A 22,327-nucleotide genomic window follows, 5' to 3' on the forward strand; every position below is an offset into this window, starting at 1 on the left:
GTTAGCATGGGGTCGAGGTGAGCATGCCGAACAGATATCCCCGCCGGGCGGCGGTCGACGTCACGGCTGCCGGGGCCGCCTACTTGGGGGCCGGCGGCTGGCTCGCGTCGCTCGCCGCCCCCGGCGCGGCCGCGGGGTCCCTGGCCGTGGTCGCCGGCGCACTGGTACTGGGCCGAACAGCCGGCTCCATTTTGCTGCGGGAGCCCCGCGTGTGCACCCCCGCTGACCGGGTCACCCTGGTCCGCGCCGTGCTGGTTGCGTGCTGCGCGGCGCTGGCGGCCGCGGGACTCCTAGGCCGGCAACTGCCTGCCGGGCTCCTGGTCGTCCTGGGTGCCGTTGCCTTCGCGCTCGACGCCGTGGACGGTCCGGTGGCAAGGCGGACCGGGACCGCGTCCGCAGCGGGAGCACGGCTGGACTCCGAGACGGACGCGGCGCTGACCCTGGTGCTGTCCTGCGCGGCGGCGGCGGCCTTCGGGCCGTGGGTGCTGCTGATCGGACTCATGTACTACGTTCTTGCCGCCGCTGGCTGGCTCCGTCCGGCCCTCAAGAACGACCTCCCCGCCTCGCCCGCCCGGAAGGCCATCGGTGCGCTTCAACCTCTCGCCCTGCTCCTGGCCCTGACGCCCGGCATACCTTCAGTGGCGGGCACGACGGCGCTCCTCGGCGCCCTCGCGCTCCTGCTCTTCTCGTTCGGCCGTGACACCGCCGCGCTGGAGCGGCTGCACCGCTCCGATCGGGTTGGCGCTGGCGCGGCGGACACCTTCAATCGCTGAACTCCCGGTGCTACGTTGCAAAGATGGACACCCGAACCGAATCAATCCCGGTCCTGGACCTGGGCGGGGCGAGAAATATCGACGGTTCATTCAACCCCGGCTTCCTTGCCGAACTCCGCGACGCCAGCCACCGGGTGGGCTCTTTCCAGCTGGTCGGCCACGGCGCCACGGCCGAGCAGGTCGATGAGCTTTTCGGGCTCACACGCCGGTTTTTCGATCTCCCGGAAGCGGACCGGCTCGCCTTGGACAACCGGAAATCTCCGCATTTCCGCGGCTACACCCGGCTGGGGCACGAGGGGACGCGGGGGCGCCCGGAGGCACGGGAACAGCTGGACTTCGGCCCCGAACGGCCGGCCCTGAGCGGCTACCCGGCCGAGCAGCCATACTGGCTCATCCAGGGGCCCAATCTCTGGCCGGATGAGTCCCTCCCGGAACTGCGCAGCGCGGCCATGGCCTGGGCCGAACGCATGTGCGTCGGGGGCGCGGAGTTGCTGCGCGCCATCGCGGTGTCGCTGGAACTTCCGGAGGACTACTTCGATGCAGCCTTCGAAGGCACACCGGCGTGGATGGCCAGGCTCACCCACGACGTCGGCGGCGAAGTCCAGGCAGCCGGCGACCAGGCAGCCGGCGACCAGGGGGTCGGCGCGCACGCGGACTACGGGTTCGTGACCCTCCTGCTGCAGGACCGGGCGGGCGGTCTGGAAGTCCGGCCGCCCGGCAGCAAGGACTGGATCCCGGTGGCGCCCATCGAGGGGGCCCTGGTGGTAAACCTCGGCGAAATGCTTGAGGTGGCGACCCAGGGGTATCTTTCGGCTACGATCCACAGGGTGCAGGCGCCACCACCCGGCGTCGACCGTTACACCGTTCCGTTCTTCTGGTCGCCCCGGCTGGACGCCGTGATTGAGCCGGTCCCGCTTCCCCCGGCGCTCGCGGCCCAGTCCCGCGGCCTTTCGGACGATCCCGAGAACCCCATGCTCGCCTCCTACGGGGCGAACGTCCTCAAAGGCTGGCTCCGCACCCACCCCGAGGTGGCCAGGCTGCACCACCCCGAACTCCTCCAGGAATAACGGGCAGACCCTAGTCTTTGCTCTTGGCCCGGCTGGGCTGCACCCGCGGCGGTTCGCCCGGCATCTTCGGGAAGTCCGGCGGGAAGGGAAGCTCGCCGAGGCCGGCAGCCTGGTCCCGTTCCCACCATTCAAGCAGCGCCGCAATGGACCCGGGGCTCGAATGCATGTCCGCCCAGGGGTCACCCGTGGCCTTGAGCCGGCCGGGGACGGTGGCGACGGTGAAGTCGCCCGGGTCGGCGCCGTCGAGCTCCTCCCACTCCAGCGGGCAGGACACGGTGGCGGCGGGCAGGGCGCGCGGGCTGTAGGCCCCCGCCATGGTGCGGTCACGGTTGGCCTGGTTGAAGTCGATGAAGACCCGGGCACCGCGTTCCTCCTTCCACCACGCGGTGGTGACCTGCTCCGGCATCCGGCGCTCGAGTTCGCGCGCGGCGGCGATCACGGCGTGCCGCACATCGAGGAATTCGTGGGCGGGCTCGATCGGCGCGAAGACGTGGAGTCCGCGGTTGCCCGAGGTCTTGATGAAGGCGGTCAGCCCCGCTTCGGCCAGTACCTTGCGCAGTTCCCGGGCCGCGGGCACGGCGTCCCGGAAGCCGGTGCCGGGTTGCGGATCAAGGTCGATCCGCAGCTGGTCCGGGTTGTCCGGGTTCGCAGCCCGCGAGGCCCAGGGGTGGAAGACCACCGTGTTCATCTGCACCGCCCACACCGCGGCGGCTATCTCATCGATCACCAGCTGCGGGTGGGAGCGGCCGCTCGGATAGACCACGTCCACGGCCCGCACAAAGTCCGGGGCGCCCTTGGGTGGATTCTTCGAAAAGAACTGTTCGCCGTCGACGTCGCCGGAGAACCGCTGGAGCGTGATGGGGCGGCCCCCGTTGGCGGCCAGGAAGGCGTCCCCGACGGCGATCATGTAATGGGCCAGGTCCAGCTTGCTCAAACCCGCGTCAGGCCACAGCGGCCTGCTGGGACTTGAGATCCGGATTTCCCTGCTGCCCTCGGGTCCCGCAACGGAGACCGTGGTTTCTTCCCGCGCCATGAGGACAAGCTACCCCGGGCCGCCGTCCAGCAAAAGGAGACGGCGGAAGCATCAGGGATGCCGAACGGTCTTGTAGACCTCGAACCAGGCCACGCCGGCGGCACCGGCCACGACCGCCAGCAGCCAGTCCCCCGGCGCCAGCGGCCCCAGGTCGAAGGCGCCGCGCAGCCCCGGAACGCTCAGCAGCACCACCAGGAACAGGGCGGCACCGCCGACCACCCACTTCAGGGTCCGGTTCCGGCGCTCGCGGAACGTCCGCCAGACCGGCAGCCGCCAGGACCGGTTCACCAGGATCAGCGACAGGTTGCCGATGACGAGGGTGGCGAAGGCGAGCGAACGGACGACGTCGTCAGCCTTTCCGCTGCCGATGCTCCAGAGGTAGACGCAGACCACGGCAGCCAGCACGGAGAGCCCCTGGCAGGCGGCAATGACCAGGACCCGGCGGCCGAAGATGCCTTGGCCGGCCCGGCGCGGGGGCTGGTCCATGATGGCCGGGTCGATTTCCTCCGCTTCGAAAACCACAGAACAGGCCGGGTCGATGATGAGTTCTAGGAACGCGATCTGGACCGGCAGCAGCACCAGCGGCCACTCACTGACGAAGACCGGCAGCAGGGACATGCCGACGATCGGGACGTGGACGGCGATGGTGTACGCCAAGGCCTTGCGGAGGTTGTCGAAGATGCCGCGGCCCTGGCGGATGCCGCCGGCGATGGAGCTGAAATCATCGTCGGTGATGACCAGGTCGGCGGATTCGCGGGCGACGTCGGTGCCGCGCGCGCCCATGGCGATGCCGATATCCGCCGCGCGCAGGGCGGGCGCGTCGTTGACGCCGTCGCCGGTCATGCCGACCACCTCGCCGTTGACCTTGAGGGCGCGGATCAGCCGGAGTTTCTGCTCCGGCACCATCCGTGCGAACACGCTGACGGTCCGGATGCGCCGGGCCAGCTCTTCATCCGCCATGGCCTCGAGCTCGGGGCCGGTGATGACACCGGCGCCGTGGTCCAGGCCGATCTCGCGGGCGATCGCCAGGGCCGTCCCGGGGTAGTCCCCCGTGATCATGACGGTTCGGACCCCCGCCCGCGCACAGGCCGACACGGCGTCGGCCGCGCCGGGCCGCAGCGGGTCATGCAGGCCCACCAGGCCCAGATACTCAAAGTCAAAGTCGCGCTGGAGCTCCGGCAGGCTCCCCGCCCGGTCGAACGAGGCCCGCGCCACCGCGAGGACCCGTTGGCCGCCCGCGGTGGCCGCCTCCACTTCCGCGGTCAGGGCCGCGAGCTCCGCGGGGCCCAGCCGGCACAGCCTTGCCACCGCCTCCGGGGCACCCTTGGCGGCCACCACGTAGCGGCTTCCATCCGGGGCGCGCCAGACGTGCGAGAGGGCCAGCAGGCTTTCCGAGAGCGGATATTCCCGGACCAGTTCCCAGTCGGCGTGCACGTGTTCGGTGTCGCCCAGGTACTTCGCGCCGACCGCTTTGAAGGCTTTGTCCATCGGATCGAACGGATCCACCGGGGAGGCGAGGACGCCGAACTCGGCGATCGTGTGGAAGGCCTCCGGCAGCGGTCCGTCGTCGAGGGTGTAGCTCCGGGTACCGACCACCAGCTGGCGCACGGTCATGCTGTTCAGAGTCAGGGTGCCGGTTTTGTCCACACAGATGACGGTCGCCGCGCCCAGGGCTTCGATCACCGGCGAGCGCCGGGTCAGCACGTGCTTTTGCGACATCCGCCAGGCTCCCAGGGCCAGGAACACGGTCAGCACCACCGGGAACTCCTCGGGCAGCATCGCCATCGCGGTCGCGATGCCGGCCAGCAGTCCCTCGAGCCAGTTCCCCCGGCTCAGCCCGTACAGCACCACGACGACGGCGGCGGCGGCCAGGCCCAATGCCGCCACGTAGCGGACCAGCCGGTCGATTTCCCGTTGCAGCGGGGTCGGTTCCTGTTCGATCGAGCGCAGGGCCGAGCCGATCCGGCCCAGTTCCGTGCCCGCCCCCGTTGCCTTGACCAGGGCCAGCCCATGGCCCTTCACCACCAGGGTGCCGGAGAAGATCCAGGGCGTGGCGTCCCCGCCCGGCCGGCCCATGGCCTCCGCCGCGGCGCCACCCTGCGGCGCCTTGCGGACCGGGACCGACTCCCCGGTCAGCGCTGATTCGTCGGCCGCGAAGTTGCGGGCTTCCAGCAGCACCGCATCGGCCGGCACCCGGTCCCCCTCGGCGAGTACGGCAAGGTCCCCGCGCACCACCTCGCGTCCGGGGATGCGGAGCTGGTCTCCGTCGCGGACCACGAGCGCTCGCGGGGAGGACAGGTCCCGGAGGGCCGCGAGCGCGTTCTCGGTCTTGCGCTCCTGGTAGATGGAAATGCCGATCACCACGACCACGAAGGACATCAACAGCACGCCGTCGAGGAGTTCGGCCAGGACGAAGTTCACGGTCCCGGCACCCAGCAGCAGGAGCAGCATGGGCTGGCGGATCACGGCCCAGCTCTGCTGCAGGAGGTTGCGCGGCTTCGCCGTGGGAAGCTCGTTCGGGCCGTCGGCCGCCAGCCGCCGGGCGGCCTCCGCCGAGGACAGTCCCTCCGCGATGGCGGCGGATGCCGGCGACATCAAAGCCAGGCGGTCCGGCGCAGCGGGGGTTCGGCGCCGCCGGCGCGCTGCACCAGGACCTGGTTCACGCCCGTGGTGCCGGCTTCGAATCCCAGCGCACTGGCCGCCATGTAGAGCCGCCAGACCCGGGCACGGCCCAGGCTGCTGGCCGCCACGGCTTCGTCCCAGTGGCGCTCCAGGTTCTGCACCCAGGCGCGCAGCGTCAGCGCGTAGTGCGGGCGCAGCGCCTCGACGTCGAGCACTTCCAGGCCTCCGCCTTCCAGGGCGCCGATCATCTCGGTCAGGCTGAGCATCTCCCCGTCCGGGAAGACGTAGCGCGGGATAAAGGAATCGGGATCCGGGTCGGTGGGGCCGGCGTTCCAGGAGATGGCGTGGTTCAACAGCCGGCCGCCGGGGCAAAGCAGCCCGTGCAGCCGGGAGACGTAGTGCCCGATCTGCTCGCGGCCCACATGCTCGGACATGCCGATCGAGCTGATCGCGTCGAAGGGACCGTCGTCCACGTCCCGGTAGTCCTGGATCCGGATCTCGACCCGGTCCGTCAGTCCGGCTTCCGCCACCCGTTTCCGGGCCAGTTCGGCCTGCTCGGCGGAGAGCGTGACGCCGACGACGTCGGCCCCGTAGCGTTGGGCCGCGTGGATGGCGAAGCTGCCCCAGCCGCAGCCGACGTCCAGCACCCGCATCCCGGGCCGGAGACCGAGCTTGCGGCAGACCAGATCGAGTTTTGCTTCCTGCGCCGCGTCCAGGCCCGTTTCGGGGGTATCCCAGACCGCGCAGGAGTAGACCAGGGACGGGCCGAGCACAAGGGCGTAGAACTTGTTGCCCACGTCGTAGTGGTGCGAGATGGCGGCGGCGTCGCGCTTCCGGGAATGCCGCCGGCCCTTGCGCGCCACGCGGGCCTCTTCGGGGGGCGGGGCGGGGTTCGGCCCCAGCGCGCCGAGCCGCACCGCGGCCGCGGCCAGGGCTCCCAGTTCGCGGACCGTGGGCCGGCGGAACGGCCCGGGCTGGGCGAACTTCCCCGCCGAACTGAGGGCGGTGAAGCTGGCGAAGATGTCGCCGGGCGCCTCGATCTCGCCGGCGACGTACGCCCGGCTCAGGCCGAGCTGGCCGGGCGAGAAGAGGATCCGACGCAGCGCCCGGCGCGAGTGGACCACCAGCAGCGGCGCGCCCTCCGGTCCGGCTTCCGAGCCGTCCCAGGCCCGCAGCTGGAGCGGGATGTCCTCGGTACCGAGCACGATGGCCAGCGCTCCGGCCAGCCGCGGTGCGGCTCCAGCGGTAGTTGACATGACTCATTCCTCTCAGCCGGCGGCTTGTCCCAGCCCCAATCTATGGGCAACCGGGGCGCCGGAACAGGGGCCGGACGGCCCGGACGGGCGCAGTCCGGCCCCGGCCGGCGGGCCGCTCTGGTGCTCGCTCTGGTGCTCGCCGCGGCCCGTGGTTAGGGTGGCTGACATGTCTGAGGCATTTACGTCCCTCGTGGACGCTTTCAAAAACGTGGGGGTGGCGCGCGCGTACGGAGCCCCCGTCCAGCTCGGCGGCGAGGAACTCATTCCGGTGGCGCTGGTGTCGTTCGGCTTCGGCGGCGGCAGCGCCCCTGCCTCGGACGAAGCCCCGGCGGGCTCCGGCGGCGGGGGCGGCGGCTTCGTGCTGCCCCTCGGCGTCTACGCCCGGAACCCGCGCGGCCGCGTCATGTTCCGGCCCAACCCGATCGCCATGCTGCTGGCCATGGCGCCGGTGGCCTGCGCCGTCGGGTTGTCACTGCGCGGGCTCGCGCGGCGCGGAATGCTTCATGGCCGCCGCTGAGCAGCCGCTGAGCATCGACGTCGAGGGCACCGCGGTGTCTGGGGTCTACTGCCGCCCCGACAACCCCGTCGCGACGCTCGTGGTGGCCCACGGCGCGGGAGCCGGAATGGAGCACCCGTTCCTGCGCGGCTTCACGGGGGCCCTGAACGACGTCGGCTTCGCAACGCTGCGGTTCAACTTCCCGTACCGCGAGGCCGGCCGGAAGTTCCCGGACCGGCCGCCGATGGCCATCGCGGCCTGGCGGGCGGCGATGGACGCTGCGGCTGCCCGGTCCGAGGGCGAGCCGCTCTGGGCCGCGGGAAAGTCCTTTGGCGGCCGGATGGCATCGATGGCAGTCGCGGAAGGCATGCCCGCGGCCGGCCTCGTGTACCTCGGCTATCCGCTGCATCCCCCGGGCAAGCCTGAGAAGCTGCGCGACGAGCACCTCTACGAACTCACCGTGCCGATGCTGTTCCTGCAGGGCACCAGGGACACCTTCGCAACGCGCGGGCTGCTGGAGTCCGTGGTGCAGCGCATCGGCCACGCGGCGACACTGCAGTGGCGTGAGGGCGGGGACCACTCCTTCGCCGTGGCCGGGGCGAAGCGGGCAGCGGATGAGATCGGGGCAGACCTCGCACCGGCAGTGGCGGAGTTCATCCGGCTGCACAGCGGGGACATGGCTGCCAAGGATGCCCGGTGAACGGGCCGGGAACGGCCGGAACCAGCGCTGGGCGGCCGGAACCTATGGCCGACGGCGACGTCCCGGCCTGGTGGCAGCGGCTAAGGCTGCCGGGGCTGATCGACATCCACACGCATTTCCTGCCCGAGCGGATGCTGCGGCGGGTCTGGGCGCACTTCGACGCGGCCGGGCCCCTGGTGGGCAGGCCCTGGCCCATCACCTACCGCACGGACCAGGACAGCAGGCTGCAGCAGCTCCGGCAGCTGGGGGGTCCGCCGCTTCACCGCACTCGCCTATGCCCACCGTCCGGGGATGGCGGCAGACCTAACGGACTTTGCCCTGGACCTCGCCGCGGCCGAGCCGGACTGCGTGCCGAGCGCCACGTTCTACCCGGAGGACGGCGTGCTGGGGCAGGTCGAATCGGCCCTTAGCCGGGGCGCGCGCGTGTTCAAGATCCACGCCCAGGTGGGCGGCTTCGACCTGCGCGAACCGGTCCTGGACCCGGTGTGGGGACTCCTTGCCGAGGCCGCCGTCCCCGTGGTGGTGCACGTGGGCAGCGGACCGGTCCCGCGGGCCGGGTTCACCGGGCCGGACAAGCTCGAGGGCGTGCTGCGCCGGCATCCCGGGCTCACCGCCGTCGTCGCCCATCTGGGCACGCCGGAGTATGCCGAGTTCCTGGCCCTGGCCGAGAAGTATCCGCGCGTCCATCTCGACACCACGATGGCCTTTACCGACTTCTTCGAGGACGTGGCGCCGTTTCCGGCCGGGCTGCTGCCGAGGCTCGCCGAGCTTGGGGACCGGATCGTGCTCGGCAGTGACTTCCCCAATATCCCGTACCCCTACGCGCACCAGCTTGAGTCACTCGAACGGCTCCGCGACCGGGAGCCACGGCTCGACGACGACTGGCTGCGCGCGGTCTGCTGGTCCAACGGGGAACGGCTGATCGGCAGCTGATCCGCACTGTGCCCGCAGCTGCCGCTGCAGCCGGTGGTTCCCATAACGGCTTCGAGGCTGAAAGATGGTGCCCATGAGCAAACCATATGAAGCCTCCCGGCGCGTCGAATCCGACAACCCCGAGGCAGTTGTTTCCGCCGTCCGTGAGGCCACGAGCGAACTCCGCGACGAGCTTCAGCGTGACGGGATCGAGGTCAGCTTCCAGGACCTGGCCCTGCTGGGCCATTCGGAATCCTGGGACGGCGAGGGCCAGCGCTGGGTCCACGTTGCCTGGGAGGGCGCCGAAGCCGGGTAGCGGTTTCCCCCAAAGTGCACACTGCCGGGCCCCTCACATCCTGCTTTTGACCTTGGCGGTCGCGGGCGCGGTCCAGGGGTCCTCCGGCCAAGGGTGTTTGGGATACCGGCCGCGCATCTCCGCCCGGACCTGCGCGTAGGGCCCGGACCAGAAGGATGCCAGGTCGTCGGTGACAGCGAGCGGGCGCCGGGCCGGAGACAGCAGGTGGAACAGTACCGGAACCCGGCCATCCACCAGCCGCGGCGTCTGGTCCCAGCCGAAGCACTCCTGCAGCTTGACCGCGACCACCGGCCGGCCGCCGTCGGGCTCGCCCGCTTCGGGGTAGTCAATGCGGATCCGCGAACCGCTGGGGACCTGCAGCGCTTCCGGGGCCAGCTCCCCCAGCCGGGCAGCCTCCGGCCAGGGCAGGAGCCGCCGCAGCGGTTCGGCCAGGTCGATGCCGTTCGTCGCAGCACCTGCGGCGAGGGCCTCCAGTTCCGGCGCCAGCCATTCATCCAGCCGGGCCAGCAGGGCAGGCTCGGAGACATCCGGCCAGGGTTCGCCGAGTTCGCGGTGGAGCAGGGCCAGGCGCCGGCGCAGCGCGTCCGCCGCCGTCGACCAGCCGATCGTTTGCAGCCCCGATTGTTCCAGCGCACGGGCCACCGCGGTGCGGCCCTCCGCCGCGGACGGCCGCACGGGCGTCGAGGAGAGCGCGATCGCGCCCAGGCGGCGCTCCCGGCGCGCGGTGACCCGTCCCTGGCCGAATCCTGCCTCCACCGTGTCGCTGAGCAAATGCCGCGCCGCCGCCTCCGCGGAATCGGCCGCAAGCGGCGCGGCTGACCGGATGACTGCGCCGGTCCCGGCCGCGTCCTGCCCGTCGGCGCGTGATACCTCCGCGACTGCCAGCCACTCGTGGCCGGCCAGCCGGCTGCCGCCCGGGAGCCCGGCCCGGGTTCCGGATGAGAGCAGGTAGCGTTCCCCGGGCCCCGGCACCCGGCGGGCCACCCGGTCCGGGAACGCGAGGGCGACAACGAATCCGGTGTCTTCCGCACCGGCCGGCCGCGCGGGGCCGGGCTGTGCGGCGTCCGCGTGCGTCCCGGACTGCCGGGCAAGGGATTCCATCCGCCGGACGTCCTCCGCCCAGCGCCGGGACGCCGGGTCGTTGCCGGTGCGGAGGGCGTTCAGCAGCCCGGGCAGGTCCGCACCGGGGGCGCGCTGCCCGCCGGCGACGGCGGCGACGGCCTCCGCCGCGGCGCGGGGCCCGACGGCGGAAGCGCCATCCAGCAGGGCGCGGGCGAGCCGCGGATCCGCCGGGATCCGGGCCAGCGCTTTGCCGAGCTCCGTCGCCAGTCCGCCGGTGCCTACGGCGCCGAGCTCGCGCAGCACTTCAACGGCCTCTTCCATCGCAGCGATGGGCGGTGCATCCGGGAGTGCCAGCCCCCGGCCGCCGGGCGAGCCCCAGCAAGCCAGCACCAGGGCCGCTCCCGTCAGGTCGGCGACGGCGATCTCCGGAGTCTGGTGGGCCGGGGCGGCCCCGAAACTCTTCTGGTCGTAACACCGGACCACCCGTCCGGGGCCAAGCCGCGCGGCCCGTCCGGCGCGCTGTTCGGCCGAGGCACGTGAGCAGGACACGGTCACCAAGCCGGTCATGCCGCGCCCGGCGTCCCGGCGAGGTTCGCGGGAGAGTCCGGAATCAACCACCAGGCGTACCCCCGGAACCGTCAGGGAAGATTCGGCGAGCGCCGTGGAGACGATGATCCGTGCAGGGTCCCCCGGGGCGCGGCCGGACACGGCGCGGTCCTGCAGGGCGGGGCCGACCTGGCCATGCAGCTCCAGGACCTCTGCCCCCGCCAGGCTCCGCAACCTGGCCGCGACGTGGGAGACCTCCCGGGCACCCGGAACGAAAACCAGTGCGTCGATGTCCTCTCCCGCGGCGAGCGCCGCGGCATGGGCATGCGCGGCTGTGTCCGCCACGTGGTCCAGGAACGTGCGCGTCACGCCGCGGGCGTCCAGGCGGGGAACCGGTGCGGGCGCCCACTGGGTCTCCAGCGGGTGCAGCGCGGAAGGGCAGCCGACGACGGGGGCCGCGCCGCCGCCGTCGGACGCCGCGTCCCCCAGCAGGGCGGCGAAACGTGGCGCATCCAGGGTGGCGGACATGGCAACGAGCGTGAGGTCGCCGCGCAGCTGGCGGACTTCGGCGAGCATGCCGAGCAGCAGGTCTGTCTCCAGCCCGCGTTCGTGGACCTCATCGAGCACCACCGCATCGGTGCCCTCCAGCCCGGGATCCGCGAGCAGGCGGCGCAGCAGGATGCCGGGGGTGACGAATTCGATCCAGGTGCCGGGCCCGGCCTGACGGTCGCCGCGGACGGTGTAGCCGACGCGTCCGCCCAGCGGGCTGCCGTCCAGGGCGGCGAGGCGCCGGGCGGCGGAACGCGCGGCGACGCGGCGCGGCTGGGTCACCACGATCCGCGGGGCCGTGTCGGCAGCGCCGCGCAGCGCAGCGTCCTGCAGGGCAAGGTTGGCCAGCAGCGGGGGCACCAGCGTGGTCTTTCCCGTCCCCGGTGGCGCCTCGACCACCGCGGCACCGCCCGGGGATCCCGCCTCCAGGGCCTCAGCGAGCCGGCCCAGGGACCCGGCAAAGACCAGCCCGGTTCCGATGGAGCCCAGGTCGAAAGGAGGGCGGGCCGGGTTGCCGGCGGCGGGGGTGGAAGTCACGCCTCCATTGTCCCCCGCCACTGCTACGGGCATTTTGTGGACGAAACTAAGGAAGACTGGAACTCCCAATCGCAAAGGCGGAACCCATTGATCAATCTCCAGCAGGACGCTGACGGCTTCATCCGGATGAACCGGCACTTCCCCGCCAGCACCCCCGTCACCATCACCTTCGCCGACGGCTCCACCGAAGAGTTCACCGGCCAGCAACTGAATGCTGCCTACGACGCCGCGCTCGCCGAGTTCCGGGCGCAAAACAACCTGGACGCCAAGGGCTTTTCCCGGGCGCCCAGGAAGAAAGTCAATCCGGGAAACAAGATCGAGTTCGTCCGCGTCCACCCCGGCATGGCCGGCTAGCGGCACCCGCCGGCAGCGGAGCCGAAGAACGGAGCCGAAAAGGAGCCGAAAGGGCGCCGGCGAAAAAAATCCGGCGCATCTCGGAACAATCGGCACGGGCACGGTGTTGGCCCATATTGTGGCTCCGGGCGATACGCCCTCGGGCCACCGCGCCATCGCGGGCCAGAAAGTTCCGGGGCGCCCCCCCCCCCAATCCCCGGACCTCCTCTTCCCCGCGACGACGCGACACCGCACCGACTCTTACTGGAGAAGAATGCTTACCGTAAACGCTTACGCTGCCCCGTCCGCCACCGAGGACCTCGTCCCCACCAAGATCGAGCGCCGCGACGTCGGCCCGCACGATGTCCTGATCGAGATCAAGTTCGCGGGCATCTGCCACTCAGACATCCACACGGTCCGTGGCGACTGGGGCCCGCAGTCTTACCCCCTCGCCCCCGGCCATGAGATCGCCGGAATCGTGACCGAGGTCGGCTCGGCCGTCACCAAGCACGCCGTTGGCGACCGCGTCGGCGTCGGCTGCATGGTGAACTCCTGCGGCGAGTGTGCCAACTGCCAGGCTGGCGAGGAACAGTACTGCCTCAAGGGCAACACCGGCACCTACGGCGCCGTGGACCGCGATGGCACCATCACGCAGGGCGGCTACTCCACCCACGTCGTCGTCACCGAAGACTTCGTGGTGCGCATCCCCGAGGGCATCGAACTCGACGTCGCCGCACCGCTGCTGTGCGCCGGTATCACCACCTACTCGCCGCTGCGCCACTGGAACGCCGGCCCCGGCAAGAAGGTCGCCGTCGTCGGACTCGGCGGGCTCGGCCACATGGCCGTCAAGATCGCCCACGCCATGGGCGCCGAGGTCACGGTCCTCTCGCAGTCGTTGAAGAAGCAGGAAGACGGCCTGCGCCTCGGCGCGGACCACTACTTCGCCACCAGCGACGAGAACACCTTCACCGAGCTCGCCGGCAGCTTCGACCTGATCATCAACACGGTCAGCGCCTCGATCGACATCAGCTCCTACCTGCAGCTGCTGAGCCTCGACGGCACCATGGTGAACGTCGGCGCTCCGGCCGAACCGCTGCCGGTGAACGCGTTCGCCCTGATCGGCGGCCGCCGCTCCTTCGCCGGTTCCATGATCGGCGGCATCCGCCAGACCCAGGAAATGCTCGACTTCTGCGCCGAGCACCACCTCGGCGCCGAGATCGAGGTCATCCCGGCCGAGAAGATCAACGAAGCCTACGAGCGTGTGCTCGCCTCCGACGTGCGCTACCGTTTCGTGATTGACACCGCGACCCTGAGCTAATCCGCGCAGCGGTTTCGCGCAGCGGCTCCGGCTGAATGACGCGCAGACGGTCCGGCGCTACGGGGATTCCCGTAGCGCCGGACCGTTGCCGTATCCCCGAACCGCTGCCGGCGTCCCCAGCCGGAACTCCTGGCGGCAGGCGTGCGTTAACCTTCCAACTGCCCGCCCGTCGCCCGAATATCACCAGCCGGAAATGCGGCTGCAACAAAGCGGGGCCAAGCTGGAAGGGATACCCGCAGGGTGTCCCGTCATAAGAGGTCGCTAGAGAGAGCAGGGCCGCCGTGAATCCCTTGATCATCCTGACCGGTCCCACCGGCGCCCCCGACGGCACCCGACCCGGCACCGCGATACGGCCCATCCAGGCCGCCGACCTGCCAGGCCTCTCCCTTATGTACCGGGAGGCGTACGCGGACAGCCTGCCGCAACCGGCGGACCGCGAGGTCGGCTGGATCGATGCCCTGATCGATGGAGCCCGCGGGCGGCACCTTGCCGAGGCGTCGGCGGTCAAAGCGGCACCCGACGGGCAACTCGCGGCCGCCATTATCGTCACCGAGCCCGCGCCCGGCAGTGATGTCGACTGGGACAGCGAGATCGCCGAACTGTTCACGCATCCCGATCACCGCAGGCAGGGCCTCGCCGAGGAACTGCTGGCCCACTCCCTGAACGCCCTGCACCAGCTGGGCCGCAACCGGGTGGCGGTCACGGTGGACAGCGGTAATTCGGCCGCGCTGGCGCTCTACCTGTCCCGCGATTTCCGGCGGTTGTCCGACGACGACGGCGAGTGACGGCGCAGCCGGGCTCCTTCCCCGGCCGAGGCCGGTGATGCTAGCTTGTCCGGATGGACGTCTTGGACTGGCTGCTCGACTCCGACCCCGCGCTGCGCTGGCAGGTCCTGCGCGACCTCACGGACGCGTCCGCTGAGGAGGTGGGCGCGGAGCGCGCCCGCGTCTCCGACTCCGGCTGGGGCGCCCGCCTGCTCGGGCTGCAGGGCTCCGACGGACAGTGGGACGGCGGCACCTACTTCCCGTCGCCCTTCGATAATTCCGAACCGGGCCAGCCCTGGACCGCGACCACCTACAGCCTGCTTTTGCTCCGCGAGTTCGGTCTGGACCCCGGCAGCGAGCCGGCACGCACCGCCGTCGGCCGGGTCAGCAAGTGCAGCCGCTGGGAAGAGGGCGGCCAGCCTTTCTTCGACGGCGAGGTGGAACCCTGCATCAACGGGATGGCCGTCGCGCTCGGGGCCTACTTCGGCGCGAACGTCGACGGCACCGTCTCGCGGCTGCTGGCGGAACAACTCGACGACGGCGGCTGGAATTGCGAGGCGGAGCGGGGTTCCACCCGTTCCTCGTTCGACACCACCATCAACGTGCTGGAGGGGCTGCTGGAGTACGGCCGATCGGGTGGCCGGTCCCCTGACGTGGCCGCGGCACGGCAGCGCGGCGAGGAGTACCTGCTGGAGCGGGGCCTGCTGCGGCGCAAGAGCACCGGGGACCTGATCGATCCCGCGTGGCTGCAGTTCTCCTACCCGGTGCGCTGGCACTACGACGTGCTCCGCGGCTTGGACTATTTCCGGGCCGCCGGCGCCGCTCCGGACGAGAGGACCGCGGAGGCCCTGGCGCTGGTGGAGTCCAAGCGGCAGCCGGACGGAACCTGGCAGCTGGAGAACAGCCATCCGGGCCGGATCCACTTCGCGCTGGACGAGGGCGACGGCCGCCCAAGCCGTTGGAACACGCTGCGGGCCCGGCGGGTCCTGGACTGGGCAGCACGCGCCTAGGATGTTTGTAACTTCGATGGAAATATGGCTAAATTTGCCTGTAGGTATCGAAGGTTTTTGGGGGAATCATGAACAAGGCGCAACGACGCGCGCATATGGAACCGCCGTGCCCGGCCTGCGGTTCACGGGTGGTGCCCATCTGGAAGGACGTCCGGTCCGCGGCGGCGCGGCAGCCCGACTGGCAGGTCAGCGCGAGGCAGTGCAGCAGCCAGGGCTGCAACATGAACGACCCGCAGAACTGGTAATCCCGCCGCACGGACCGTCCGGGGTCGCCGCCCGGACCACTCCAGCGATGCCGCGCCGGCGCCAGTGGACGGAGGGTGCATGCCCGTAAGGAGCGCCGGCCTGCTGCTGTTCCGAAGAGACCCACAGTCGGGGCTGGAAGTGTGGATCGCGCACATGGGCGGGCCGTTCTGGGCGCGGAAGGACACCGCGGCCTGGTCCATCCCGAAGGGCGAGTACACCGAGGACGAGGATGCCCTGGCCGCCGCCAAGCGCGAGTTCGCCGAGGAAATCGGGACGCCGCCCCCGCCGGGCGATTATTTCCCGCTGGGCAGCTTCCGGCAGTCCTCAGGCAAGGTCATTACGGTCTTCGCCGCCGAATCGGACTTTCAGCCGGAAACCATCTCGAGCAACACGTTCTCGCTGGAGTGGCCGAAGGGATCCGGCGTCGTCCGCAACTATCCGGAAATCGACGACGCCGCGTGGTTCAGCGAGACCGCGGCGCGCACCAAGCTGGTGCGCGGCCAGCTGCCGGTTCTGGACGCGCTTATCGCCCACCTCGGCGGGGCGGCCTGATCGGGGCATTCCTCGTGACAACTTTCGCATTGCCACGTCACAGCGGGCGCAGGTAGTGTGACAGAACCTGTCAATCACGTGAACCGGGGAGCACCCATGCATCTTGTAGGACGCCGACTGTCCGCCGCCACCGCGGCCCTGGCCCTGGGCGTGGCGGGCGCCGCCGTCGCCTCCCCTGCCTCCGCGGCGCCGCGGGAGACCGAGAAGACCGCGACGGCATCCGGCTACGGCGGCGCCGTGAGCACCGTGGACCCCGAGGCCTCCGCCGCCGCACTGGAGGTGCTGCGGAAGGGCGGCAATGCGGCCGACGCCGCGGTCGCCGCCGCCGCTACCCTGGGCGTGACCGAGCCGTACAGCGCGGGGATCGGCGGAGGCGGCTACTTCGTCTACTACGACGCAAAGACCGGCCGCGTCGGCACGGTCGACGGGCGTGAAACCGCCCCGGCAGGCATGCGGCACGACGCGTTCATCGATCCGGGAACCGGCCAGCCCTACCGGTTCACCCCCGAACTGGTCACCAGCGGCGTCGCCGTCGGTGTCCCGGGCACCCCGGCGACGTGGCAGCGGGCCCTCGAACGCTGGGGAAGCCTGGGCCTGGCCGAGGCCCTCCGGCCTGCCATCAAAGTGGCCACGCGCGGATTCGTGGTTGACGGCACCTTCCGCCAGCAAACCCTCGACAATAAGGCCCGCTTCGCGGCATTCCCTGCCACCAGCGCCCTCTTCCTTCCCGGCGGCGACGCTCCCGCCGTCGGCAGTATCTTCCAGAACCACGACCTCGCCGCCACCTACCGTCTCCTCGCACGGCAGGGCACGGACGGCTTTTACGGCGGCCCGCTCGCGGCGGAGATCGCCGCCACGGTCCAGGCTCCGGCGAAAGCTGCCGGTACCGCCCTGCCCGTGCCGGCCGGGTCCATGACGACTGCGGACCTCGCCGCCTACCGGGCGCTGGACCAGGATCCGACGCATGTGGACTACCGCGGCCTGGACGTCTACGGGATGGCGCCCTCCAGCAGCGGCGGGACCACGGTCGGCGAGGCACTGAACATCCTGGCGCCGTCGAACCTCGCGGCAATGCCGCGCGCCGGCGCCTTGCACCACTACCTGGAGGCAAGCGCCCTGGCGTTCGCCGACCGTGGCAAGTACGTCGGTGACCCGGCCGGTCAGCAGGTGCCGACGGCCGCCCTGACCGACCCGCTCTTCGGCAAGGAGCGCGGGTGCCGGATCGATCCGCTGCGGGCCGCCCCCAAGCCTGTCGCGCCCGGCGATGTCACCGCCTACGACGGCGTGTGCCCGGACACCAGTGCCGCCCCCGCGGACGAGTTGGACACCGAGAACATCTCGACGACCAACCTCACGGTCGCGGACAAGTGGGGCAACGTGGCCGAGTACACCCTCACGATCGAGCAGACCGGCGGGTCCGGCATGGTGGTGCCGGGCCGGGGTTTCCTGCTGAACAACGAACTGACGGACTTCTCCACGGTGTACGACCCGAAGGATCCGAACCGGATCGAGCCGGGCAAGCGTCCCCGCTCCTCGATGGCACCGACCATCGTCCTTAAGGACGGATCGCCCTTCTTTGCCCTTGGCTCGCCCGGCGGGTCCACGATCATCACCACCGTCCTGCAGACCATCCTGAACCGGGTTGACCTGGGCATGACGATCTCCGAGGCGATCGCGGCCCCGCGGGCGTCACAGCGGAACACCGCGAAGGTGACCGCCGAACCGGACTTCATCACCGCATACGGCGGCCCGCTCGCCGGGTACGGCCACGCCTTCACGCCCTCCGGGGACGCCTTCACCTCGGCGGCGGAAATCGGCGCGGCAACGGCGATCGAGTTCGGCCCGGGCGGGCGGATGACCGCGGCGGCCGAGCCGGTCCGGCGCGGCGGAGGCTCCGCGATGGTGCTCACCGCGGCGCGGTAGCCCGCGGGCCGGCCCGGGTTTCCCCGGACCCGTTTTCCCGCGTCCGGCGCCGGTCAGGCGCCGGTCAGGCGTCCAGTCCCCTGGCGTACGCGGCCTGTCCAACGTGCTGCAGGCAGTCGGCAAGGGTACTGACCAGCCGCACGCCGAGGGTGACCGGCGGGTCCCAGCGGGTGTCCACGACGCGGTCGAGGTCGCCGCCGTCGAGGCCCCGGATGAAGCCGACCGTCTGCTTGTGGACGGCGTCGTAGTACGCGGCCAACAGCTCGGGCGCGGCCGTGACGGCGTCGACCTGCGCGGAAGTGTGGCCGTAGCCGGTGTCCCGCTCGGGCAGCGGCAAGCCGAAGCGGGCGGCAAAGCCCTGCGCGGTCCACACCTGGGCGAGGCCGGCCGCGGAGGCAAGCTGCGCGTCCTCGACCCGGCCCAGATGCCAGATCAGCCACGCCATCGAGTTCCCGTTCCCGCCCGGGCGCCGGGACAGCGTGCGGGCATCCACCCCGTCCAGCGTGGCCGCCACCGTTTCGTGGATCCGGCCAAAGGCATCGAGCAGCAGGTCCTTGGCTTCCATCTCAGTTCCTTCCGGCGCAAGGTTTCTTCCGGGCGCACGGTGCGCCGAGGCCCATGCTGGCACGGACCAGCCCGTTGCGCTATCACTTCGGCACGTTCCGGGGCTTCAGAACGACCAGAGGTGAGAGAGCAACGGGCCGGTGTGGCCGGGCATCGGCGGGCGGCTCAGGCCGGGACCGGCTCCTGCACGCCGGTCCGGGCTTCACGGACGGCGGGCACGCCGTCGCCGTCCTGGCCGTACAGCCAGTCGTTGTACCGGAAGTCGTTGTCCTTCCGGCTCTTGAAGAGCAGGTTGCGCAGCGTCCGGGCCAGTCCGGACACGTGCCACGATTCGCCCCAGACGCGCGCGGTGCGCTGCACCCGGGCTGTGCGGCCGGCGCGGACGCTGTTGAACTCCTTGATCGCACCGTCCCAGGCGTCCGGGTTGATGCCGGCCTCCGTGAAGACCGTGCCGACGGTGGCGTCCTGCAGCGCGGCGGCGTCCTCGAGCGCCTGGCAGGCGCCCTGGGCGAGGTACTGGAGCATCGGGTGCGCGGCGTCGCCCATCAGGACCATCCGGCCGGCGACCCAGTTCTCGATCGGGTCACGGTCGTACATCGGCCAGCGGATGCCGGTGGCCAGGTTCTTCAGCGCCTCCTGGACGGCAGGAACGCAGTCCTTGTACGCGGCCTCGAGCTCGTCGACGCCGCCGTATTGCTCCTCGCCGCGTTCGAAGGACGGGGATTTGAAGACGGCCACGGTGTTCAGCAGCTCGCCCTTGCGCAGCGGGTACTGCACCAGGTGGCAGTCCGGGCCGAGGTAGACGATGACGTCCTCCAGGTCGGCCTTGGGGGTGTCTTCGGTGATCGGGACGGTGCCGCGGTAGGCGACGTAGGCCGAGGAGACGGGCTCGTCGTTGGTCACGAGCGGGCGCAGCGTGGACCGGAGTCCGTCGGCGCCGATCACGACGTCGGCCTCGTAGTCCACGCCCGCTGCGGTGTGGGCCACGCCGCGGCCGTTGACGGTTTCCACGCTCTCGACCATGACGTCGTTGACGAGCGTGACGCCGGCGGCTTCGCAGCCTTCGAGCAGCACCCGGTGCAGGTCGCTGCGGTGGATCACGACGTAGGGCGCGCCGTAGCGTTCCGCGAATTCCCCGCCGAGGCTCTGGCGGGTGAGCTCCTCGCCGGTGACGGCGTCGCGGAACACGAGGTGCTTGGGCTGGACGCCGATTTCGAGCGCCTTTTCCAGCAGGCCCCAGCGCTTCAGGACGCGGGAGGCGTTGGGGGCCATCTGCAGCCCGGCGCCAACCTCGCCGAATTCGGGAGCCCGCTCCACGAGGGTGACGTTGGCGCCGTTTTCGCGCAGTGCGAGGGCTCCGGCCAGTCCGGCCATTCCCCCTCCGATGACCAGGACGTCGGTGGACGGGCTCTCGGCGGACGGGAAACTGGTGGAGAGGACGTGCTCAGACATTGCTTGCTCCTTGCGGGGTCGAGATTTTAGCTGTGAGTTTGAGGCCGACGACGACCAGCAGGACCGCGGCAATGGCGGCTGCGCCGGCGAAGGCGAGGAAATTGGAATTGACGCCCAGCCCGGCGGCCAGCAGCAGGCCGCCGATTTGGGGTGCGGCGACGGCGCCGATGCGGCCCGTGCCAAGCGCCCAGCCCAGCGCGGTGCCGCGCAGGTGTCCGGGGTAATGGCTTGCGACGGCGGCAATGATCAGGCACTGCGTGCCGTGGGTTCCGACGCCGGCGAGGACGAGCATGAAGTAGACGACGGCGACGGGCGGTCCGGTCACGAGGACCACGAGGGCGCCGGCGGCGACGGCGGCGGCGGCGATCGCCGTCGGGATCGGGCCGAAACGGGTCCCGGCCCAGGCCGTCAGGACCGAACCCGCCACCGCTCCGAGGTTGAGGGCCAGGGCGAAGGTCAGGGCAGAGCCGAGGTTGTAGCCGGCGAGCTGCATGAGGTTCGGCAGCCAGGTGCCCAGCCCGTACCAGGCGAAGAGGGTGGCGATCGTGGCCAGGGCGAACAGCATGCTGATGCCCAGGTACGGCGCGCGGAGCAGGGAGGAGAAGCCGGCCGGTTCCCGGAGCGTGCGGCCCTTGCCGGCCGTGCTCCCTGCGGCGGTTGCCGGGGCGAGGGTCTCGGGCAGGTATTTCAGTCCCAGCGGCACCACAACCAGCAGCGCCACCGAGGCCACCAGGAACATGGATTCCCAGCCGAAGGCCGGGATCAGCTGGATGCCGACAAGGGCGGCGATGGATCCGCCGATCGGGACGCCGGACATCATCAGCGTGGCGATGGTGGACCGCCACTTGGTGGGGACCAGTTCGGCCACGAGGGCGTTGGCCGAGGGCACCAGCCCGCCGAGGCCGACGCCGGCCAGGAGCCGGAGGGCGCCGAAGACGGGGGCGTTGGGAGCGAAGGCGCAGAGGATGGTGAAGATTGAGAAGACGACGGCGCAGCCCAGGATGGTGCGGCGGCGTCCCCAGGAGTCGGCCATCCGGCCGGCGAAGATAGCTCCGACCATCATGCCGACGAAGGCCATCGAACCGATGGTCCCGGCGGTGGCCTTGCTCAGGCCCCACCCGGTCTCGGAGATGAGGGAGGACTGGACGGTGCCGTAGACGATCAGGTCGTAGCCGTCGAAAACGACGAGGAGCCAGCAGACGAGGACGGCGGCCGCCGAGGCTTTGGAAAACCGGGAGGTAGGCCCGTCAGCGGGCGAGGGGCCCGGAGACTCCGGCGCGGACCGTTGCGGCGCTGCAACAGATGGTGTGTGATTCATGCCACTACTGTCCTAGCCGCCGCAGATGAACCACAATACAATTCTGATGTGCAGAACACGCCAGCGTCGCCGTCCGCCCGGAAACCCGTCCAGAAACGCCCGACGTACTCGATCGAGGCGGTGGACAACGCGCTGCAGCTCCTGCAACTCTTGCGCGACGGCGGCGCGCTGCGGCTCAAGGACGCCGCAGCGGAACTCGGCGTCGCGCCGTCCACGGCCCACCGCCTGCTGGCCATGCTGGTGTACCGGGGTTTCGCCGTGCAGGACGAAACCCGCCGCTATGTGCCCGGGCCCGCGATGGGCGTCGGGCCGGCGGGGCTGGCTTGGACCAGGCTGCTGCGCACGCTCGCGCAGCCGCACATGGAACTGCTCTCCGCCCGGCTCAACGAGACCGTGAACCTCATGGTGCGGGTGGGAACCAAAGTCCGCTTCCTGGCCACCGTAGAGGGGAATAACGTCCTGCGCGTGGGTGACCGGCAGGGGACGGTGATGCCGGCCAACAGGACGTCCGGCGGCAAGGCCATGCTCGCAGAACTGGAACCGGCCATGATCGAGCAGCTGTTCCGCAGCAGCAATGCCGAGATCGGTGGGGATACCATCCCGGACGCGGAGTACCCCGCCTTCCTGCGCGAACTCGAATCCATCCGGGGCAACGGCTTCGCCGCCAACTTCGAGGGCACCGAGGAGGGTGTGAGCGCCCTCGGCATGGCCCTGCACAACCGGCACGGGCACGTCGTCGGGGCGCTCAGCGTGGCGACTCCCGCGACCCGCTTCCGGCGGGTGTTCGACGCCGGTCTCGTTTCCGCCATGCGGGAGACCTGCCGGCAACTGGAGATCGATATCGCTGCCAATCCCGCCGAGCCGGACTAGGCGGGCGGCTCGGCCGCCGGGACTAATCCTCCACTAATTCTGACTGGCAGAATATGTTGGGAGTCACACTGCGGGCTCCGTATGGTCGAACTACGCCAAGAACTGTTC

21 protein-coding genes are annotated in these 22,327 nt (G+C 70.7%); 14 read left to right on the top strand and 7 right to left on the bottom strand.

Translation table 11 applies throughout. From position 1 onward, the window contains the following. Positions 1-23: 23 nt before the first annotated feature. Both AC1DK9_RS07495 and AC1DK9_RS07500 read left to right on the top strand, forming a co-directional pair. Positions 24-773, top strand: coding sequence for a CDP-alcohol phosphatidyltransferase family protein (locus AC1DK9_RS07495; protein ID WP_476915633.1), 750 nt, complete (start codon positions 24-26; stop codon positions 771-773). A 23-nt stretch (positions 774-796) separates the two neighbouring features. Then, the gene (locus AC1DK9_RS07500; RefSeq protein ID WP_476915481.1) at positions 797-1,840 is read left to right on the top strand and encodes an isopenicillin N synthase family dioxygenase; all 1,044 of its coding nucleotides are present in this window, start codon (positions 797-799) and stop codon (positions 1,838-1,840) included. A 10-nt stretch (positions 1,841-1,850) separates the two neighbouring features. Here AC1DK9_RS07500 and ligD read toward each other — a convergent pair whose 3' ends face one another. Genes ligD through AC1DK9_RS07515 form a run of 3 tightly spaced genes read right to left on the bottom strand, consistent with a single transcriptional unit; the run spans position 1,851 to position 6,751 of the window. Then, positions 1,851-2,873 (bottom strand): non-homologous end-joining DNA ligase, encoded by a 1,023-nt coding sequence (gene ligD / locus AC1DK9_RS07505; RefSeq protein ID WP_476915482.1) that lies wholly within the window; start codon positions 2,871-2,873, stop codon positions 1,851-1,853. A gap of 51 nt (positions 2,874-2,924) precedes the next feature. After that, complete coding sequence (locus AC1DK9_RS07510) at positions 2,925-5,468, bottom strand: cation-translocating P-type ATPase (protein ID WP_476915483.1); 2,544 nt, start codon at positions 5,466-5,468, stop codon at positions 2,925-2,927. After that, on the bottom strand, positions 5,468-6,751 hold the full coding sequence (locus AC1DK9_RS07515; RefSeq protein ID WP_476915484.1) for a class I SAM-dependent methyltransferase: 1,284 nt from the start codon (positions 6,749-6,751) through the stop codon (positions 5,468-5,470). Before AC1DK9_RS07515 ends, AC1DK9_RS07510 begins: the two co-directional genes overlap by 1 nt. A 166-nt stretch (positions 6,752-6,917) precedes the next feature. Here AC1DK9_RS07515 and AC1DK9_RS07520 point away from each other — a divergent pair, with 166 nt between their 5' ends. The 4 genes from AC1DK9_RS07520 (at position 6,918) to AC1DK9_RS07535 (ending at position 9,175) form a co-directional block, all read left to right on the top strand. Continuing rightward, complete coding sequence (locus AC1DK9_RS07520; protein WP_476860804.1) at positions 6,918-7,268, top strand: hypothetical protein; 351 nt, start codon at positions 6,918-6,920, stop codon at positions 7,266-7,268. Continuing rightward, on the top strand, positions 7,255-7,947 hold the full coding sequence (locus tag AC1DK9_RS07525) for an alpha/beta hydrolase family protein (RefSeq protein ID WP_476915485.1): 693 nt from the start codon (positions 7,255-7,257) through the stop codon (positions 7,945-7,947). Before AC1DK9_RS07520 ends, AC1DK9_RS07525 begins: the two co-directional genes overlap by 14 nt. Positions 7,948-8,238: 291 nt before the next feature. Further along, positions 8,239-8,880 (top strand): amidohydrolase family protein, encoded by a 642-nt coding sequence (locus AC1DK9_RS07530; RefSeq protein ID WP_476915486.1) that lies wholly within the window; start codon positions 8,239-8,241, stop codon positions 8,878-8,880. 73 nt (positions 8,881-8,953) lie between these two features. After that, positions 8,954-9,175, top strand: a complete 222-nt coding sequence (locus tag AC1DK9_RS07535) for a hypothetical protein (protein WP_476860807.1) — start codon at positions 8,954-8,956, stop codon at positions 9,173-9,175. 33 nt (positions 9,176-9,208) lie between these two features. On the opposite strand, the gene hrpB is transcribed toward AC1DK9_RS07535, so the two are convergent. Continuing rightward, entirely contained in the window at positions 9,209-11,902 is a 2,694-nt protein-coding gene (gene hrpB, locus AC1DK9_RS07540) for an ATP-dependent helicase HrpB (RefSeq protein WP_476915487.1), read from the bottom strand. A 54-nt stretch (positions 11,903-11,956) separates the two neighbouring features. Between hrpB and AC1DK9_RS07545 the strand changes: the two genes are divergently transcribed. From AC1DK9_RS07545 to ggt, 7 genes are all read left to right on the top strand, one after another. Further along, a complete protein-coding gene (locus AC1DK9_RS07545) occupies positions 11,957-12,223 on the top strand; it encodes a hypothetical protein (RefSeq protein ID WP_476860809.1) in 267 nt (88 codons plus the stop codon). A 253-nt stretch (positions 12,224-12,476) separates the two neighbouring features. Then, positions 12,477-13,520: an NAD(P)-dependent alcohol dehydrogenase gene (locus AC1DK9_RS07550; protein ID WP_476915488.1), complete on the top strand. Its 1,044-nt coding sequence runs from the start codon at positions 12,477-12,479 to the stop codon at positions 13,518-13,520. 281 nt (positions 13,521-13,801) lie between these two features. Beyond that, positions 13,802-14,305 (top strand): N-acetyltransferase family protein, encoded by a 504-nt coding sequence (locus AC1DK9_RS07555; RefSeq protein WP_476915489.1) that lies wholly within the window; start codon positions 13,802-13,804, stop codon positions 14,303-14,305. A 53-nt stretch (positions 14,306-14,358) separates the two neighbouring features. Beyond that, entirely contained in the window at positions 14,359-15,294 is a 936-nt protein-coding gene (locus AC1DK9_RS07560) for a prenyltransferase/squalene oxidase repeat-containing protein (RefSeq protein WP_476915490.1), read from the top strand. Between the two features lie 95 nt (positions 15,295-15,389). Continuing rightward, positions 15,390-15,539 (top strand): DUF7340 domain-containing protein, encoded by a 150-nt coding sequence (locus tag AC1DK9_RS07565; RefSeq protein ID WP_476860962.1) that lies wholly within the window; start codon positions 15,390-15,392, stop codon positions 15,537-15,539. A 79-nt stretch (positions 15,540-15,618) separates the two neighbouring features. Continuing rightward, on the top strand, positions 15,619-16,092 hold the full coding sequence (locus AC1DK9_RS07570) for an NUDIX hydrolase (RefSeq protein WP_476915491.1): 474 nt from the start codon (positions 15,619-15,621) through the stop codon (positions 16,090-16,092). A gap of 96 nt (positions 16,093-16,188) precedes the next feature. Then, a complete protein-coding gene (ggt, locus tag AC1DK9_RS07575; RefSeq protein WP_476915492.1) occupies positions 16,189-18,015 on the top strand; it encodes a gamma-glutamyltransferase in 1,827 nt (608 codons plus the stop codon). Positions 18,016-18,079: 64 nt separating this feature from the next. Here the strand turns inward: ggt and AC1DK9_RS07580 are convergent, their stop codons facing one another. The 3 genes from AC1DK9_RS07580 to AC1DK9_RS07590 all read right to left on the bottom strand — a co-directional run bounded on the left by AC1DK9_RS07580 (position 18,080) and on the right by AC1DK9_RS07590 (position 21,349). Then, positions 18,080-18,580: a mycothiol transferase gene (locus tag AC1DK9_RS07580; protein WP_476915493.1), complete on the bottom strand. Its 501-nt coding sequence runs from the start codon at positions 18,578-18,580 to the stop codon at positions 18,080-18,082. A 164-nt stretch (positions 18,581-18,744) separates the two neighbouring features. Continuing rightward, positions 18,745-20,031, bottom strand: a complete 1,287-nt coding sequence (locus AC1DK9_RS07585; protein ID WP_476915494.1) for an FAD-dependent oxidoreductase — start codon at positions 20,029-20,031, stop codon at positions 18,745-18,747. Next, positions 20,024-21,349 carry an MFS transporter gene (locus AC1DK9_RS07590; RefSeq protein WP_476915495.1) on the bottom strand — a complete coding sequence of 442 codons (1,326 nt, stop codon included), beginning with the start codon at positions 21,347-21,349 and terminating at the stop codon, positions 20,024-20,026. Before AC1DK9_RS07590 ends, AC1DK9_RS07585 begins: the two co-directional genes overlap by 8 nt. Before the next feature lie 48 nt (positions 21,350-21,397). On the opposite strand from AC1DK9_RS07590, the gene AC1DK9_RS07595 reads away from it, so the two are divergent. Further along, positions 21,398-22,219: an IclR family transcriptional regulator gene (locus AC1DK9_RS07595; protein ID WP_476915496.1), complete on the top strand. Its 822-nt coding sequence runs from the start codon at positions 21,398-21,400 to the stop codon at positions 22,217-22,219. Positions 22,220-22,327: the final 108 nt, after the last annotated feature.

Source organism: Arthrobacter sp. 01T414 (genome assembly GCF_056398965.1).

What these genes read in the sequence shown, in the direction of transcription:
- AC1DK9_RS07495 (WP_476915633.1), top strand. Translation starts at nt 24, where the DNA reads ATGCCGAACAGATATCCCCGCCGGGCGGCGGTCGACGTCACGGCTGCC.
- AC1DK9_RS07500 (WP_476915481.1), top strand. Translation starts at nt 797, where the DNA reads ATGGACACCCGAACCGAATCAATCCCGGTCCTGGACCTGGGCGGGGCG.
- ligD (WP_476915482.1), bottom strand. Translation starts at nt 2,873, where the DNA reads ATGGCGCGGGAAGAAACCACGGTCTCCGTTGCGGGACCCGAGGGCAGC.
- AC1DK9_RS07510 (WP_476915483.1), bottom strand. Translation starts at nt 5,468, where the DNA reads ATGTCGCCGGCATCCGCCGCCATCGCGGAGGGACTGTCCTCGGCGGAG.
- AC1DK9_RS07515 (WP_476915484.1), bottom strand. Translation starts at nt 6,751, where the DNA reads ATGTCAACTACCGCTGGAGCCGCACCGCGGCTGGCCGGAGCGCTGGCC.
- AC1DK9_RS07520 (WP_476860804.1), top strand. Translation starts at nt 6,918, where the DNA reads ATGTCTGAGGCATTTACGTCCCTCGTGGACGCTTTCAAAAACGTGGGG.
- AC1DK9_RS07525 (WP_476915485.1), top strand. Translation starts at nt 7,255, where the DNA reads ATGGCCGCCGCTGAGCAGCCGCTGAGCATCGACGTCGAGGGCACCGCG.
- AC1DK9_RS07530 (WP_476915486.1), top strand. Translation starts at nt 8,239, where the DNA reads ATGGCGGCAGACCTAACGGACTTTGCCCTGGACCTCGCCGCGGCCGAG.
- AC1DK9_RS07535 (WP_476860807.1), top strand. Translation starts at nt 8,954, where the DNA reads ATGAGCAAACCATATGAAGCCTCCCGGCGCGTCGAATCCGACAACCCC.
- hrpB (WP_476915487.1), bottom strand. Translation starts at nt 11,902, where the DNA reads ATGCCCGTAGCAGTGGCGGGGGACAATGGAGGCGTGACTTCCACCCCC.
- AC1DK9_RS07550 (WP_476915488.1), top strand. Translation starts at nt 12,477, where the DNA reads ATGCTTACCGTAAACGCTTACGCTGCCCCGTCCGCCACCGAGGACCTC.
- AC1DK9_RS07560 (WP_476915490.1), top strand. Translation starts at nt 14,359, where the DNA reads ATGGACGTCTTGGACTGGCTGCTCGACTCCGACCCCGCGCTGCGCTGG.
- AC1DK9_RS07565 (WP_476860962.1), top strand. Translation starts at nt 15,390, where the DNA reads ATGGAACCGCCGTGCCCGGCCTGCGGTTCACGGGTGGTGCCCATCTGG.
- AC1DK9_RS07570 (WP_476915491.1), top strand. Translation starts at nt 15,619, where the DNA reads ATGCCCGTAAGGAGCGCCGGCCTGCTGCTGTTCCGAAGAGACCCACAG.
- ggt (WP_476915492.1), top strand. Translation starts at nt 16,189, where the DNA reads ATGCATCTTGTAGGACGCCGACTGTCCGCCGCCACCGCGGCCCTGGCC.
- AC1DK9_RS07580 (WP_476915493.1), bottom strand. Translation starts at nt 18,580, where the DNA reads ATGGAAGCCAAGGACCTGCTGCTCGATGCCTTTGGCCGGATCCACGAA.
- AC1DK9_RS07585 (WP_476915494.1), bottom strand. Translation starts at nt 20,031, where the DNA reads ATGTCTGAGCACGTCCTCTCCACCAGTTTCCCGTCCGCCGAGAGCCCG.
- AC1DK9_RS07590 (WP_476915495.1), bottom strand. Translation starts at nt 21,349, where the DNA reads ATGAATCACACACCATCTGTTGCAGCGCCGCAACGGTCCGCGCCGGAG.